The 13,891-nt window shown below is 60.0% G+C and carries 15 protein-coding genes and 1 riboswitch; of the genes, 5 read left to right on the top strand and 10 right to left on the bottom strand.

Annotated features, from left to right (window positions below):
* Positions 1-42 precede the first annotated feature (42 nt).
* The 5 genes from INF37_RS13320 to INF37_RS13300 form a co-directional block, all read right to left on the bottom strand.
* Positions 43-648, bottom strand: coding sequence for a TasA family protein (locus INF37_RS13320; protein WP_193538803.1), 606 nt, complete (start codon positions 646-648; stop codon positions 43-45).
* Positions 649-710: 62 nt separating this feature from the next.
* Positions 711-1,301, bottom strand: coding sequence for a SipW-dependent-type signal peptide-containing protein (locus INF37_RS13315; protein ID WP_193538801.1), 591 nt, complete (start codon positions 1,299-1,301; stop codon positions 711-713).
* Positions 1,302-1,369: 68 nt separating this feature from the next.
* Complete coding sequence (locus INF37_RS13310; RefSeq protein WP_193538800.1) at positions 1,370-1,939, bottom strand: signal peptidase I; 570 nt, start codon at positions 1,937-1,939, stop codon at positions 1,370-1,372.
* A gap of 265 nt (positions 1,940-2,204) precedes the next feature.
* A riboswitch (cyclic di-GMP riboswitch) is annotated at positions 2,205-2,294 on the bottom strand.
* A gap of 223 nt (positions 2,295-2,517) precedes the next feature.
* Positions 2,518-4,020, bottom strand: coding sequence for a recombinase family protein (locus tag INF37_RS13305; protein ID WP_193538798.1), 1,503 nt, complete (start codon positions 4,018-4,020; stop codon positions 2,518-2,520).
* Positions 4,021-4,152: 132 nt separating this feature from the next.
* Positions 4,153-4,938, bottom strand: coding sequence for a dipicolinate synthase subunit DpsA (locus INF37_RS13300; protein ID WP_193538796.1), 786 nt, complete (start codon positions 4,936-4,938; stop codon positions 4,153-4,155).
* Between the two features lie 236 nt (positions 4,939-5,174).
* Here INF37_RS13300 and INF37_RS13295 point away from each other — a divergent pair, with 236 nt between their 5' ends.
* The 5 genes from INF37_RS13295 to INF37_RS13275 all read left to right on the top strand — a co-directional run bounded on the left by INF37_RS13295 (position 5,175) and on the right by INF37_RS13275 (position 9,343).
* A complete protein-coding gene (locus INF37_RS13295) occupies positions 5,175-5,963 on the top strand; it encodes a TIGR04255 family protein (RefSeq protein ID WP_101691033.1) in 789 nt (262 codons plus the stop codon).
* A gap of 5 nt (positions 5,964-5,968) precedes the next feature.
* Positions 5,969-6,472: a GNAT family N-acetyltransferase gene (locus tag INF37_RS13290; protein ID WP_101691032.1), complete on the top strand. Its 504-nt coding sequence runs from the start codon at positions 5,969-5,971 to the stop codon at positions 6,470-6,472.
* Positions 6,473-6,485: 13 nt separating this feature from the next.
* Positions 6,486-7,013 carry a cysteine hydrolase family protein gene (locus INF37_RS13285; protein ID WP_186964308.1) on the top strand — a complete coding sequence of 176 codons (528 nt, stop codon included), beginning with the start codon at positions 6,486-6,488 and terminating at the stop codon, positions 7,011-7,013.
* A 66-nt stretch (positions 7,014-7,079) separates the two neighbouring features.
* The gene (locus INF37_RS13280) at positions 7,080-8,528 is read left to right on the top strand and encodes a nicotinate phosphoribosyltransferase (RefSeq protein WP_193538794.1); all 1,449 of its coding nucleotides are present in this window, start codon (positions 7,080-7,082) and stop codon (positions 8,526-8,528) included.
* A complete protein-coding gene (locus INF37_RS13275; protein WP_193538792.1) occupies positions 8,525-9,343 on the top strand; it encodes a metallophosphoesterase in 819 nt (272 codons plus the stop codon). The genes INF37_RS13280 and INF37_RS13275 overlap by 4 nt, the downstream gene beginning before the upstream one ends.
* A gap of 67 nt (positions 9,344-9,410) precedes the next feature.
* Here INF37_RS13275 and INF37_RS13270 read toward each other — a convergent pair whose 3' ends face one another.
* From INF37_RS13270 to INF37_RS13250, 5 genes are all read right to left on the bottom strand, one after another.
* On the bottom strand, positions 9,411-10,439 hold the full coding sequence (locus INF37_RS13270; RefSeq protein ID WP_193538790.1) for a glycosyltransferase family 2 protein: 1,029 nt from the start codon (positions 10,437-10,439) through the stop codon (positions 9,411-9,413).
* 5 nt (positions 10,440-10,444) lie between these two features.
* Positions 10,445-11,611: a UDP-galactopyranose mutase gene (gene glf / locus INF37_RS13265; protein WP_193538788.1), complete on the bottom strand. Its 1,167-nt coding sequence runs from the start codon at positions 11,609-11,611 to the stop codon at positions 10,445-10,447.
* A gap of 144 nt (positions 11,612-11,755) precedes the next feature.
* Positions 11,756-12,328, bottom strand: coding sequence for an inorganic diphosphatase (locus INF37_RS13260; RefSeq protein WP_101691027.1), 573 nt, complete (start codon positions 12,326-12,328; stop codon positions 11,756-11,758).
* Positions 12,329-12,565: 237 nt separating this feature from the next.
* Complete coding sequence (locus INF37_RS13255; protein ID WP_101691026.1) at positions 12,566-13,075, bottom strand: cob(I)yrinic acid a,c-diamide adenosyltransferase; 510 nt, start codon at positions 13,073-13,075, stop codon at positions 12,566-12,568.
* Positions 13,072-13,812, bottom strand: a complete 741-nt coding sequence (locus tag INF37_RS13250) for a nitroreductase family protein (RefSeq protein WP_193538786.1) — start codon at positions 13,810-13,812, stop codon at positions 13,072-13,074. The genes INF37_RS13255 and INF37_RS13250 overlap by 4 nt, the downstream gene beginning before the upstream one ends.
* Between the last annotated feature and the right edge of the window lie 79 nt (positions 13,813-13,891).

The following is a 13,891-nucleotide window of genomic DNA, read 5'->3' as shown; positions in this document are numbered from 1 at the left end:
GCCGCCCATATTCAATTCGATTCGGTACGGATGTACTAAAGGTTAGGGCGCGGGAGCAAAAGCAGTATTGAAGAACGCCTGCACGGTGGGCAGCTCTTCCGCGCTGATACCGTCTTCCATGTCTTTATAGCTGGTGAAAATGCCCTGCGCCTGTGCCGCATAAGCGGTCACCTTCACGTTGTATTCTGTCGCAGCATCATCATTGGTCAGCGTTGTGGGAACCACGATCTGGTCAAACAGAGCGTCGGTCACATCGCCCTTATTCAGCGCTTTTGTATAGTAGAAGTAGCCGTCTCCGCCGTCAACCCAGTTGTCACCCAGCTTACCGGTGACATAGTCCGTACGGTAATCCATCTTACCAATCTCCGCGTCCCACTCAACCTTAATGCGCACAACGCAGGGGTTGGCACCCGTGTTGGTGACCGTAGGATCCTTGGCCAGAGGCTCGCCAGGATAAGCCTCCTTTGCCTCTTCCTTGCCAGTGGCATCCCAGTTGGGCTCGGTCAGGTCGATGCCCACATTACCCACAGTAAAAACGTTGTCGGCCTCATCTTTGTCAGTAAAGTAAGCCAGGGTGGCGCCGCCGATGAGAGTCGCGCCCATGCAGGCCACGAGGCCGCCCGCAACCAGTTTCTTCTTCATGTTCATACGTCATGCTTCCTTTCTAAGTTTGTTGCTGTGTTGCAATAACTAGAATTGTTTGAAGTAAATTACTGCGCGAAGCCATCAGGCAGCTTGCTGAAGCCATCAGCCGCCTTAGCAGCGTCACCCTCACCGGTCAGACCGTCATACTGAATAGCGGCAGCCTGGAAGGAGAGAGCCACACCATTGAGCTGAACACCATTTACCAGTGTGCTCTCATTGGGGTCCACCTTGTTATCAGTAAGAATCCCCAGTTCGGCATTCTCCTCTGCAACTGCCCAATAGTAGTTCTCATGTCCCGCCAGCGGAGCCCAATTATTGGTATCTACAGTAGCGTCAAAGTATTTATCAAAGTCGCCCTGCTTCACTACCTTCAGATAGACAATGCTCTTTTCGCTTCCATCATCCACCGTTACTTTGGCTTCTTTGGTAATATCGATACCGGGCGTGACGGTATACTGCTGACCACTAAAGCCCGCACCCGCAGTCTTCCAGTCCTCACCCTGCTTTTCCTGCAGCTTGATGCCTACGTTGCCGATGGTAAAGGTATTCTCGATAGTATCCGTCTTGGCAGTCAGCCAAGCCAAGGTGCCGCCCACGGCGACGGCTGCGGTCAGGGACAGGGCTGCGGTAGTAGCAGCAACTTTCTTCACGTTCATTGTGTTTGCTCCTTTCTCTTCTTAAAGAACATTGGTTGGTCTGGATCTTTGCGAGTACCGGGTCGAATCTATTTACTGCCTTTCGGCGTTCCCCCTGCGTCATCGGCCTTGCCCGCTTTCTTGGCGGCGGCCTTCTTGTCCGAATCCTCGGCCCATTTCAGAATCTCCGGTGTGAAGAGCAGGATCAGCAACACGGCGATCACACTCCATCCCACATACATGCCCGGGGCGTGGGTGAGGAAATCGGTGAGGAAGCCCAGCTTTGGAATACAGAACTGGGGTACTCCGATCAGGTTCTCGAAAAGAACCGGGCTTCCGTCGGGACTGTCATTGGCATCCCCCTGTGTGCGGAACCAGCCGTCGGTCTCATTGACTTCAATCACCCGATGGGTGGCAACAGTCAGATCCTCATTCAAGACAAAGGTGATGGGGTCGCCCACCTTCACATCCTGTGGCTCCACATCCTTCACATAGATCAGGGAACCGGTGGGATAGGTCGGCTCCATACTTCCGCTGAGCACTACGTAGGGGGTCAACCCCACCAGACGTACGCCCACCAGAAGGACGGCCACGCCCACCACGATCACCGCCAGAATGGTGGTCAGGGTGTTCCAGAGGACTTTAACTGCTTTGGGCACTGCGCCCTCACCTCGCTTTCTCAGACTGGGAGACCGGGGGACCTTCCCGCCCGGAAGCTCACTTTCTGAATCTGAGTATAGCACCCTGCGGTCACAGAACGGTTACATTTCAAGATTTGGATGTACATTTTTTATTTCTTTTAAATCGTTCTGTTTCCGCTGTTTCAGAGGTGAAAAAACAGCGCCGCAGACGAACTGTCTGCGGCGCGAACAGGATCCATTCCAGGAAAAGAGCTCAACGCATCGGCAGACCGAACGTCTTTGTCTGGGCAGCCGAACGAGCGTAGCGGCACATGGCCGTGTTAGCTTTCTAGCTTTGCGTCCCATGCTTTCACATGGTTTGCTCTTTTCCAACTTGTAAGCTTGCCGGAGCATGCTCTCCGGCGGGAGATCGCTTCTGTTACAGAGTATAACATCCTTCGGTCACAAATCGGTTACATTTTAAAAATTTTTCCTGAAAGATTTAAAGATATATTAAGAACTTCTGTAACGGTAACATTGTAGCACAAATAAGTCCCGGATGCAAGTATGCTGGTTGTTTAGTATTCCTCCCGTTTCCCTATTTTTCGACCGTCTCTTTATCGATTCTGCACAGTTTCTGCTGCCAGCATCCGAAAGCGGAACCGGATCTCCACTTGTTTTCCCTCCTCCACCAGCACCCGATCCACCAGGGACAGCACGGCCGGGCGGGTCAACGGTGCAAAGGTCAGGGTCTCCCGCACCCGCTCGGTCCACCAGGCCGGGTCGTTTCGTGGAGCCGAGGGGAGCGCACCCAGCCGTGCTTCCAGCTCCTCCCGCCGCCGCCGGTTTTCCAGGAGGAGCTCCTGAAATTCCGTCCGGGTGATCACCCCCTCCTCCTGATCCCGGTAGAGATGGACTGTCCGGCGGCGGCAGGCCTGGAGGGCCCGCTCCAGCTCCCCGCGGCGGCGGAGCGTTTCGTCTCCGGTCTGGGGCAGGGTGCGCGCCGCCAATTCTCCCGGGTCGATCGCCCGGACCAGGGTGCGCAGCAACTCCCCCAGGGCGGAGAGCACCGCGTCCTCCCGCACCCGGTGGGAGGTACACCGCTTACTCCCCCGTCGGTAGCCCTGACAGACCATGTAACTCCGCGCTCCCTCCCGCACATAGCTCATGGGGGAGCCGCAGGCGGCGCAGAAGGCCAGTCCGGTGAGGAGATGGGCCTCCCCCACAGGCGGCCGGTAGCTGCGCCGGCGCAGCAGCTCCTGCACCCGGTCGAACTGGGCCTGTGGAATGATGGCCTCATGGGTGTAGGGCACCACCGTCCATGCCTCCGGCGGGTGGGCGATCCGCCGTGTGATCTTGTAACTGGCCTTTTCGCTGCGGTTCTGGGTGAGGTGCCCGGCATAGGTGGGATTGGTCAGGATGCGCCGCACCATGGTATCGCTCCACACGCCCTGGGAACTCTCTCCCCGGCACTGGGCGGGGGTGGGCACCTGGGCGGCACTCAGCGCCCGGGCGGTTCCCCGGACCGAGCCGCTCTCCAGATAGCGGCGAAAAACCTCCTCTACGATCCAGCGCCGCTCCCCGTCCACCAGGAGCTTTCCCCGCTGTTCCGGGTCCTTCCGGTACCCCAGAGGAGGGGATGCCCCGATAAAAGCCCCGCTCCGCCGCCGTGCATCCAGAGCGGCGCGGACCTTTCGGGAGATATCGGCGGTATAGAAGTCATTGGCCGCTGCCAGAAAGGGCAGCGCGATGGAGGTATGTCCGGCGGCGGTATCGAACCCCTCGCTCACTGCCACATAGCGCACTCCATGAGCCGGGAAAAAGCACTGATAGTAGTAGACCGTTCCGATCTGATCCCGCCCCAGCCGGGACAGGTCCTTGGTAATCACCAGGTCGATGCGCTTTTTCCGGATGTCCCCCAGCAGGCGCTGGAACGCGGGGCGGTCAAAATTGGTACCGGTGTATCCGTCATCCGCATAGATTTCCGTCACCGGCCAGCCCTGCTGCCGGACATACTGGAGCAAAAAGGTCTTTTGGTTGGCGATGCTCATGGACTGGTCGCTCTCCCCCTCGTCCTCCCGGGAGAGGCGGAGGTACAGCCCTACCTTTGGAAGGGACACGGCGGCTCCTCCTTCCCGGCGCGCAGCAGCTCCTCCAGACATTGCATCAGGTCGGGCCCTTCTTGGGCATAGGTCTCACGCACATGGCATTCCGGCTTCATGTTCCATTCCTCCTCTGCCGTCGTGCTTCCATTATATATAAGGTAAGGTCGTCCTATGCCTTCCCAATGCCACACCCGCCCCCCCTGGCTTGGAGGCCAGGTCCAGTACCAGGCAGCCCGGTTTCAGATCCCGCAGGGTCTCCTCCTCCAGGAGCCGGGCCGGTACGGTATTGAGGATCAGATCATAGCCGCACAGCCAGCCCCGCAGCTGCCCGCTGTGTTCCACCCCGTAGCCCTCCGCCTCGATCCAGGCCAGATCGGACCACTTCCGGGCGGCCACGCTCACCCGGGCGCCCAGCGCCGCCAGCCGGGGGGCCAGTGCTCTTCCCAGGCGCCCGTAACCCACCACGAGCACCCGGGCGCCGTGCAGGGTGATGGGCAGCTCCTCCATGGCGATCTGGATCGCCCCCTCGGCCGTAGGCACCGCGTTGGCTATGGCAAGCTCTTCCCGGGCAAAATAGTCGTGCAGGGTCAGTCCCCGGGCATCCGCCAGCGCGGCCACCGGCGGCGTGACCAGCCCGGCGCAGACGATCTGGCCCGGGCGCAGGCGGTCCAGCACTTCGGCCAGGGGAAGGCTCCCCTCTGACAGCGGGGTGTTGAGCAGCGTCCCCTCTCCGGTCACAGGCAGGGGAAGGATCACGCAGTCCGCCCGCACGGCCCCCCGCAGATCCCGTTCCGGCTCCACACCCTCCCCCAGTTCCCCCGCCCGCTCCAGGGCATAGGTATGAACCGTATGTCCGTCTCTGGCCAGCTGGACGGCCAGCTGCGCCTGCCGCTGGTCTCCGCCCACCACCCAGATATTCCACTCATGTTTCATGGCACAACTCCTCCTCCATGTTCCGTTGCTGTCTTATCCTATTCCGCCGCTGGAAAAGGGTGCGCGCCCTCTTTTTCCCGGTCACCGTTTCGGTATGGATTGTGTAAAAAACAGAAATATCCACCATTCTCTCTTGTTACTTTTATTGTTACGCATTATAATAGTAGAGAATATACCCATGAACGGGCCCCTGTCCCTGAACAGACCCGAACAAAATACAGGAGGAACACGACCCTATGCTATTTGCCAAGTACGAGCGCTGCCTCTACCAGCGCAGCCCCCTCATTGAGGTGATCTGCCAGCTCCGCTTCCCCACCATCCTCTCCATCGGCTCTCAGGAGCCTGCGGAGTTCCAGGAGGCCATCCGGCACGAATTCCCGCAGTTTGTGGCCCGGCAGGAGCGTCCCGCCCCCAAGATCACCGGTCTGGGCACCCCCGACGCCAAGGTGGAGCAGCAGCCCCCCATCACCAACTATAATTTCATCACTCAGGACGGATTCTGGAAGCTGAATCTGACCAGCAACTTTATCGCTCTGTCCACCCTGCGCTACACCCGCTGGGAGGATTTTGCCCTGAAGCTGGACAAGGCCGTGGCCGCTTTCCTGCAGATCTACCACGCCGACTATTTTGAGCGGGTGGGCCTGCGCTACGTCAACGCCATCTCCAAGGAGCGCCTGGGCCTGACCGACCTTCTGTGGGACGATCTGCTCCAGAGCCCCTATATCGGTATCCTGGGCGAGCCCGATGTGGACGAGAAGGAAGTCAACAAGTGCTCTCTGGACATTGAGACCCGTCTGGGCACCGACAGCCGCCTGAAGCTCCACGCCGGTCCCGGCCTGCTCAACGGCGGGAAGCAGGATCCCAAGCCCCGCTTCATTCTGGACCAGGATCTCTCTACGGTGGGCAAGCTCACCCCTGAGCAGCTCCCCGAGCGTCTGGAGACCCTCCACGGCTTTGCCGGAGGCCTCTTCCACGGCGCCATCACCGACGAACTCCACGAGGCCATGGGCCCCATGGCGCTCTAAGCTCCATGCCCATCATCCGCTGTGCCGCTCCCGCCGATCTGGATGCCGTCTGGGCCCTGGTCGAGCGGGCCGTGGCCCATATGAATGCCATCGGCAATCCCCAGTGGGGGGCGGACTATCCCACCCGCGCCCTCTATGCGGGGGATATTGACCGGGGGGAGCTCTATGTGGCCTGTACCGAGACGGGCGCCATTCTGGGCGCGGCCTGCCTCAACCGCAGCGAGACTCCGGAGTATGCCTCCATTCCCTGGCAGTACCGGGGGGAGGTCTATTCGGTCCATCGCCTGGCGGTGGACCCGGCCGCCCAACGCCAGGGCGTGGCCACCGCGCTGCTCTCCTTTGCGCAGGACCTGGCCCGGCAGAACCATGTGTCCGCCCTCCATGTGGACACCTACTCTCTCAATCACCGGATGCAGGCCCTCTTCATCAAGCAGGGCTTTGTCCGGCGGGGCGAGATCCATCTGCACGGACGGCCTCTTCCCTATCCCTGCTTTGAAAAACTCCTGTAAAGTGTGATAACACATGAAAAAATTACTGATCGTAGTGGATTATCAAAAGGACTTCGTGGACGGCTCCCTGGGCTTTGCCGGCGCCGAGGCATTGGACGCGTCCATTGCCCAGCGCATTGCGGACTATCATGCCGCAGGCAACGACGTGGTCTTTACGCTGGATACCCATGGCACCAACTACGCCCAGACCCAGGAGGGCCGCAAACTGCCCGTCCCCCACTGCCTCTTTGGAGAGGCAGGATGGGAGCTCTATGGCTCCACCGCCGCCGCCCGTGGGGATGGGGACTGCGTCTTCCGCAAGCCCACCTTCCCTTCCCTGGAGCTGGCTGAGTGGCTCAAAGGCCGCAGCTATGCCCAGGTGGAGCTGTGCGGGCTGGTCTCCCACATCTGCGTTCTCTCCAACGCGGTGATGGTCAAGGCCGCCCTGCCCGAGGCCGAGATCCTGGTGGATGCCCGGCTCACCGCCTCCTTCGATCCCGCGCTCCACGAAAAGGCGCTGGATGTGCTGGAGGGGCTCCAGGTCACCGTGACCAACCGCTGAATCCGTACTCCCGCCGCCCCGGTCCATTGTTCCGGGGCGGCCATCCCATATAAAGAGGGTTTTTTCATGAAAAGCCATATGAACTACACCATGCTCTGTGATTTCTATGAACTCACCATGGGCAACGGCTATTTCCAGAGCGGCATGGCCGACCAGATCTGCTATTTCGACGTCTTTTTCCGCAATGTCCCGGACGGAGGCGGTTTTGCCATTGCCGCCGGTCTGGAGCAGATCATCGACTATATCGAAAACCTGTGCTTTGATGAGGAGGATATCGCCTATCTCCGGAAAAAGGGCGTCTTCTGCGAAGAGTTTCTGGAATATCTGCGCAACTTCCGCTTCACCGGCGACATCTGGGCTGTGCCCGAGGGGACGCCCATCTTCCCCCGGGAGCCCATCCTCACCGTCCGCGCCCCCGCCATTGAGGCACAGTTTATCGAGACCTACCTGCTGCTCAATCTGAACCACCAGTCCCTCATTGCCACGAAATCCAACCGGATCGTACGCTCTGCCCAGGGCCGCCCCGTGTCAGAGTTCGGCTCCCGCCGGGCCCAGGGCACCGACGGCGCGCTGCTGGGCGCCCGTGCCTCCTATATCGCCGGATGCGCCGGCACCGCCTGTACCCTGGCCGACGAGCTCTATGGCTCTCCCGCCGGCGGGACCATGGCCCACTCCTGGGTGCAGATGTTCCCCGACGAATACACTGCCTTTAAGACCTACTGCGAGCTCTATCCCCACTCCGCCACGCTGCTGGTGGACACCTACAATGTCCTCAAGTCCGGCGTACCCAACGCCATCCGTGCCTTTAAGGAGGTACTCCTCCCCAAGGGGATCACCAACTGCGCCATCCGTCTGGACTCGGGCGACCTCACCTACCTCTCCTGCAAGGCCCGGCAGATGCTGGACGAGGCCGGACTGACCGAGTGCAAGATCGTGGCCTCCAACTCTCTGGACGAGTATATCATCCGGGATCTGCTCCTTCAGGGCGCCAAGATCGACTCCTTCGGCGTAGGCGAGCGGCTTATTACCTCCAAGTCTGAGCCGGTCTTCGGCGGCGTTTACAAGCTGGCCGCCGTGGAGGACGGGGAGGGTCATATCATCCCCAAGATCAAGATCAGCGAAAATCCGGCCAAGATCACCAACCCCCACTTCAAAAAGGTCTACCGCCTGGTCTCCCGCTACTCGGGCAAGGCCCTGGCCGATCTCATCACCCTCTATGACGAGACGGTGGATGACAGCCGCCCGCTGGAGCTCTTTGACCCGGATGCCACCTGGAAGCGCAAGACCTTCACCGACTTTGAGGCCAAGGAGCTCCTGGTCCCCATTTTCCGGAACGGAAAGCTGGTCTACCAGTCTCCCACCATCACGGAGATGCGGGCCTATTGCGCCGCCCAGATCGACCTTCTCTGGGACGAGGTCAAGCGCTTTGAAAATCCCCACAACTACTATGTGGATCTCTCCCAGAAACTCTGGGATATCAAGCAGGCCCTCCTGAAGGAGCAGGGACGGGAATGACCCTCCTGAAGCGCCGTCGTCTGGCCCTCGGACTGGTGACCGCTGCTGTTCTGTGCTCTGCCTTAGACGTACGCCTTGCCATTCGCCGGTATGAGATCCCGCTGGCCTCGCTGGAGGCCCCCGTGCGTCTGGCGCTCGTGACCGACCTGCACAGCTGCCGCTATGGAGAGGATCAGCGCATCCTCTTGGATGCGCTGGAGGCAGAGGAACCGGATGCTCTTCTTTTGGGCGGGGATATTGTGGACGATGAGCTGCCCACCGCGCCCGCCTTTCAGTTCCTGGAGGAGGCTGTCCGGCGCTGGCCTTGTGTCTATGTCACGGGAAACCATGAATTCCGCTCCGGTCAGGCCGAGGCATTCTGCGCCCGCATTGCGGAGCTGGGCATCCCCGTGCTCCGGGGTACCCAGATCACCCTGGAGCTGAATGGTCAGCCGGTCGATCTTCTGGGTCTGGACGATCCAACCGTGGGCAGCGCCTATTCCAGACAGCTCACCGAGCTGAAAATCCGCCCCCGCACCTCCCACACAGCTATCCTGCTCGCTCACCGCCCGGAGCGCTATGCCGATTATGCCGCTTTGGACTGCGATCTCATTCTAAACGGCCACGCTCACGGAGGACAGTGGCGCATTCCCTTTCTTCTGAATGGGCTTCTGGCCCCAAACCAAGGATTTTTTCCCGCCTATGCCGGCGGTATATACTGGCGGGACGGGGGCGAAGTACAGGTCGTCAGCCGGGGATTGGCCCGGGAATCCACCCGCATTCCCCGCATCTGGAACCGCCCGGAGCTGGTGATCCTCCAGCTTACTCCCGCTTGATTTCCGTATGTAAAAACAGCGTCCCCGGACTGCACATGCAGTCCGGGGACGCTGTTATCTTTGTTCGTTAATTGAACTTGTAAATACGCCGGGCCAGCCGGTAGAGCTTTACCGAGAGTTTGCGTCCCTGATAGCCCGGGATATTGGATACCGCCGATACCGCGCGGTACTTCATCTTATGATAGAGCCGTCCGTCCACCCCACGCAGGTACTCCCAGAGCTGGGTACGCTTGCCCAGCGCCTCGGGGGAACCGTCGATGATGAGGAAGATGGAAGAAATGGTCATCATCATGGCCAGGTAGTTGAACATATACCGGCCCAGCTTGGGGAGGGTAGACTGTATCTTCTTCAGATCGTGGGCATCGATCATCAGGCGGGTCACCCGCAGCTGCTGGTCTACCCGGGTCACCATGACCTTTTCATTGACCGACTGGTCGGACCGGCCGATGAAATACCGGTAGAGGTCCAGATCCATGTAGTAAATGCTCCGGACAAAGGGCAGGGGCTGATAGACAAAAATATTGTCCACATAGAAGGTGTGCTTGGGCAGCTCCAGCCTGCAGGAGCGCAGCAGCTCGGTGCGGTAGATGACCGAGTGCATCAGCAGATACTGGGAGGGACGGAAGCGGCCGATGTCCGCCCAGGTAAAGACCCGATTTTCCGGAAACACATTGGTATAACGCATGACCTTCTGGGTGTTGTCCTCCACGTGCTCATACACATAGTTGCACACCATGAGGTCCACCGGGTCGGGCTGCCGGGCAAACTCCCGCAGCTTATCCAGCACCTTTTTCAGTGCGTCGGTATCCAGCCAGTCGTCCGAGTCCACCACTTTGTAGTAGAGTCCGGAGGCGTTGCGCAGACCCTGGTTCACGCCCTCGCCGTGGCCGCCGTTGGGCTGGTGGATAGCCTTGACAATACCGGGATACTGCTGGGCATACCGGTCGCAGATGGCCGGGGTATCGTCCTTGGTGGAGCCGTCGTCCACCAGGATGATCTCAATGTCATCCCCTCCGGCCAGAAGGGTCTCCACACAGTGATCCATATAGGCCGCGGAATTGTAGCAGGGTACCGCAAAGGTAATGAGCTTGTCCATGGGGCTCAGGCTCCCTTCTCTGCCAGCGTGTCGCACAGCTCCAGAGCCCGGGCCACGATGGCGTCCATATTGTAATATTTATACTCTGCCAGCCGTCCCAGCAGATAGAGGTTTCCATACCGCGCCGCCAGCGCCTGATAGCGGGCATAGAGGGCATTGTTCTCCGGGTTGATGATGGCATAGTAGGGGGTCTCCTCGGGTGCGCCCGTGTAGGCGTGGGAGATCTCCTTGGCAATGGTGGTACACTCCGGCTTGACCTGCCCGGTGAGGTACTTGAACTCTGTGATGCGGGTCCACTCCTCACTGACGGTATAGTTCACCGTTCCGTGGGACTGCCAGAACTCCACCGGGTAGTTCTCAAAGCGGAACTCCAGCGTCCGGTAGGGAAGCCGTCCAAACCGGCAGGCAAAGAGCTCATCCACCGCGCCGGTATAGATGACCGGGCCGGTAAAGGGCACGCCGTCCAGGGTCACGCCGTCCTCGCCCAGGGTGAGGCGCTCCCGGGCATCCACCCCCAGCTCCACGGTGATGCCGGGGTGATCCAGCAGGCGCTCGAAGAGGGGGGTGTAGCCCTCCAGAGGCATCCCCTGCCAGGGGTCCTGGAAATACCGGTCGTCCCGGGAGAGGAAGACCGGCACCCGGGCCGTGGTGTTGGGATCGATCTCCTCGGGAGACTGGTCCCACTGCTTCATGGTATAGTGGAGAAAGACGTTTTCGTAGACATAGTCGGCCAAGGCCGCCACATCGGGGTCGGCATTGCGGCGCAGCTCCAGAATGGTGACCTTCTTCTCCGCGCCATAGGCGGCGATGAGCTTCTCCTCCAGTGCGGCGGCCTTTTCCCGGCCAAAAGCCAGTTCCAGGCTGGTCAGGTTGAAGGGAACGGGCATCTCGGCCCCGTGAACATTGGCCACCACCCGGTGCTGGTAGTCCCTCCACTGGGTAAAGCGGGAGAGATAGTCAAAGACCCGCTTGTTGGCTGTATGGAAGATATGGGGGCCATACTGGTGGATGAGCACTCCGTGCTCATCGGGCAGGTCATAGGCGTTGCCGCCGATATGGCCGCGCCGCTCCAGCACCAGCACCCGCTTTCCGGCCCGCTCGGCCAGTTCCCGCGCCGCCACCGCGCCTGCAAAGCCGGCGCCAATAACCAGGCAGTCGTATGTATTCTGCATCGGTGTGCACCTCACATCTCGATCTCGATCGTTTTTCCTTCCTAATTCGCTACCAGACCAGTTTATCACACGCGGAGGGCAAAGGGAACGAAAAAAGGATTAAGATTTTTTTAAACTGCACGGGCTGCTCCCGCGCAGGGCCACTCAGCGGTTGGAGCTGTTCTGGCTTCCCCGGGGTACGGCACCGCCCAGGAAGCTGTCCGAGTAGTGGTCCATGGCCCGCCGGATGACCTCAATGGCAGCGGCCCGGTCGTTGACGTCACCGGCCACCGTCTCCTTGCCCTCCAGGGCCTTGTAGACCGTGAAGAAGTGGGCCATCTCGTCAAAGATGTGACCGGGCAGGTCCATCAGATCATGGAAGGTATTGTAGGTGGGATCGGCAAAGGGGATGGCCACGATCTTCTCGTCGTTCTTGCCTCCGTCCAGCATGGAGATATAGCCGATGGGATAGCACCGCACCAGCGTCAAGGGGTCCATCTCCTCGGAGCAGAGGACCAGTACGTCCAGCGGGTCTCCGTCGTCGCCGTAGGTACGCGGAATAAAACCGTAGTTGGCGGGGTAGTGGGTGGAGGTGTGAAGGACTCGGTCCAGAATGATGAGACCGGTCTCCTTGTCCAGTTCGTACTTCTTTTTGCTGCCCTTGGGAATCTCGATCACCGCCACAAAATCGTCGGGCTGGATGCGGCTGGGGCTGATATCATGCCAGATATTCGACATATGGTTTCACTCCTTAATCCTGCGTGGGCGACTGGCGCCCGTTCTGTAACATTATATCGGTCCCGATCGGGAAATACAAGAACGCAAATAAAGAAAATGTATAAAAATCGCGCTTACTTTTTGCCTTTTTACAGGATATGCCTCTTTTTTGTGTGCATGTTCAAAAGAAGCGCTCCATCGCCGGGAAGGGCTCGTGTAATGTGTCCAATCGCCCCAGTTTACTTTTTGGCGGAAAAATCACCACTCCACGCCCTCCCGGGCGGGAAGCCCGGCGTCAAAGGGGTGCTTGTGCTTTTTCATCTCAGTGATATAGGCCGCCCGCTCCTCCAGCTCCGGCGGGGGATTGCGCCCGGTGATGACCACCTCCAGCGCTTCCGGGCAGGCGTCCAGCTGCTCCAGCACCCAGGGCAGCTCCAGCATTCCGGTGGAAAGGGCGGCACACAGCTCGTCCAGCACCAACAGATCCACTTTGCTGCTGCGGGCAAAGGCCTGCGCCGCGATGTCCTTCTGGCGCACCGCCTCGGCGGCCTTTTCCTCCGGCGTCATGAGGAAGGTAAATTTCATCTCCTCCGGAATGGGAAGCAGCTCCACGCCCGGCAGGTTGGCCAGAATCTCCCGCTCCCCGCTCTTGCCGCTTTTCAGGAACTGGGCCACCGCCACCCGGCGGCCATGCCCCACTGCACGCACCGTCAGGCCCATGGCGGCGGTGGTTTTCCCCTTTCCGTCTCCGCAATAAATATGGATCATACCGGCTCCTCCTCTTCCAGATCCCGCAGGTAGGCCTGCACGGACCGATTCATTTCCCGGGCAAAGCCCGAGTCGTACTTGCGCCGGTGAAAGGCCTGCATCCAGCTGCAAAATTCCTCTCCTCCGGTCCGCCCGTCAAAAATCCGGCGCAGCTCCTCCCCGTCCATCCGGCGATAGGTGTTGCTGTGGACCACATGCTCCATGGCCGCCCGCTCCGGCTTGGGCCGGTCCTTCTGCTGCTGGGTAGGATAGCCCAGGACCAACATCACAGCGGGAAAGACCCAGGGCGGCAGATGGAGCAGCTCCCGATGGGCTTCATGCTGCTCCATAATATCTCCGATATAGCAGGATCCCAGTCCAAGGCTCTCCGCTGCCGTCACCGCGTTCTGTGCGGCGATGGCCGCATCTTCCACCGCCAGCATCAGATCGCCCGGTCCCGGGCGGCGCGGGCTGCACCCGGCCTCCACATAGGCGTCAAACCACTTGCGGCAGTCGGCACAGAACACGAGGACCACCGGTGCCTTGGCGATGAAGGGCTGATGGTCGCAGGTCTCGGCCAGGGTATCCTTGATGCTCTGGTCGGTGATATCCAGAATGGTATAGAGCTGCTGGTTTCCGGCGGTCGGGGCCTGGACCGCCGCCTCCAAAATGGCCCGCTTCTCCACTTCCCCCACCGGCTGATCTGTAAAGACCCGGACCGACTTGCGCCGGTGCAGGCTCTCCAAAATCTCGTTCATCGGGTGTCCCTCCTGTTCTCAGGCCTTCCCGGTACGCAGACACTGCGCGCTCCGCTACGGCCTCAGTTTCCTCTATTCT

Origin of the sequence: Pseudoflavonifractor gallinarum (assembly GCF_014982855.1) — a bacterium.
GTDB classification, from domain to species: domain Bacteria; phylum Bacillota; class Clostridia; order Oscillospirales; family Oscillospiraceae; genus Pseudoflavonifractor_A; species Pseudoflavonifractor_A gallinarum.
This window is presented reverse-complemented; position numbering and strand designations above follow the sequence as displayed.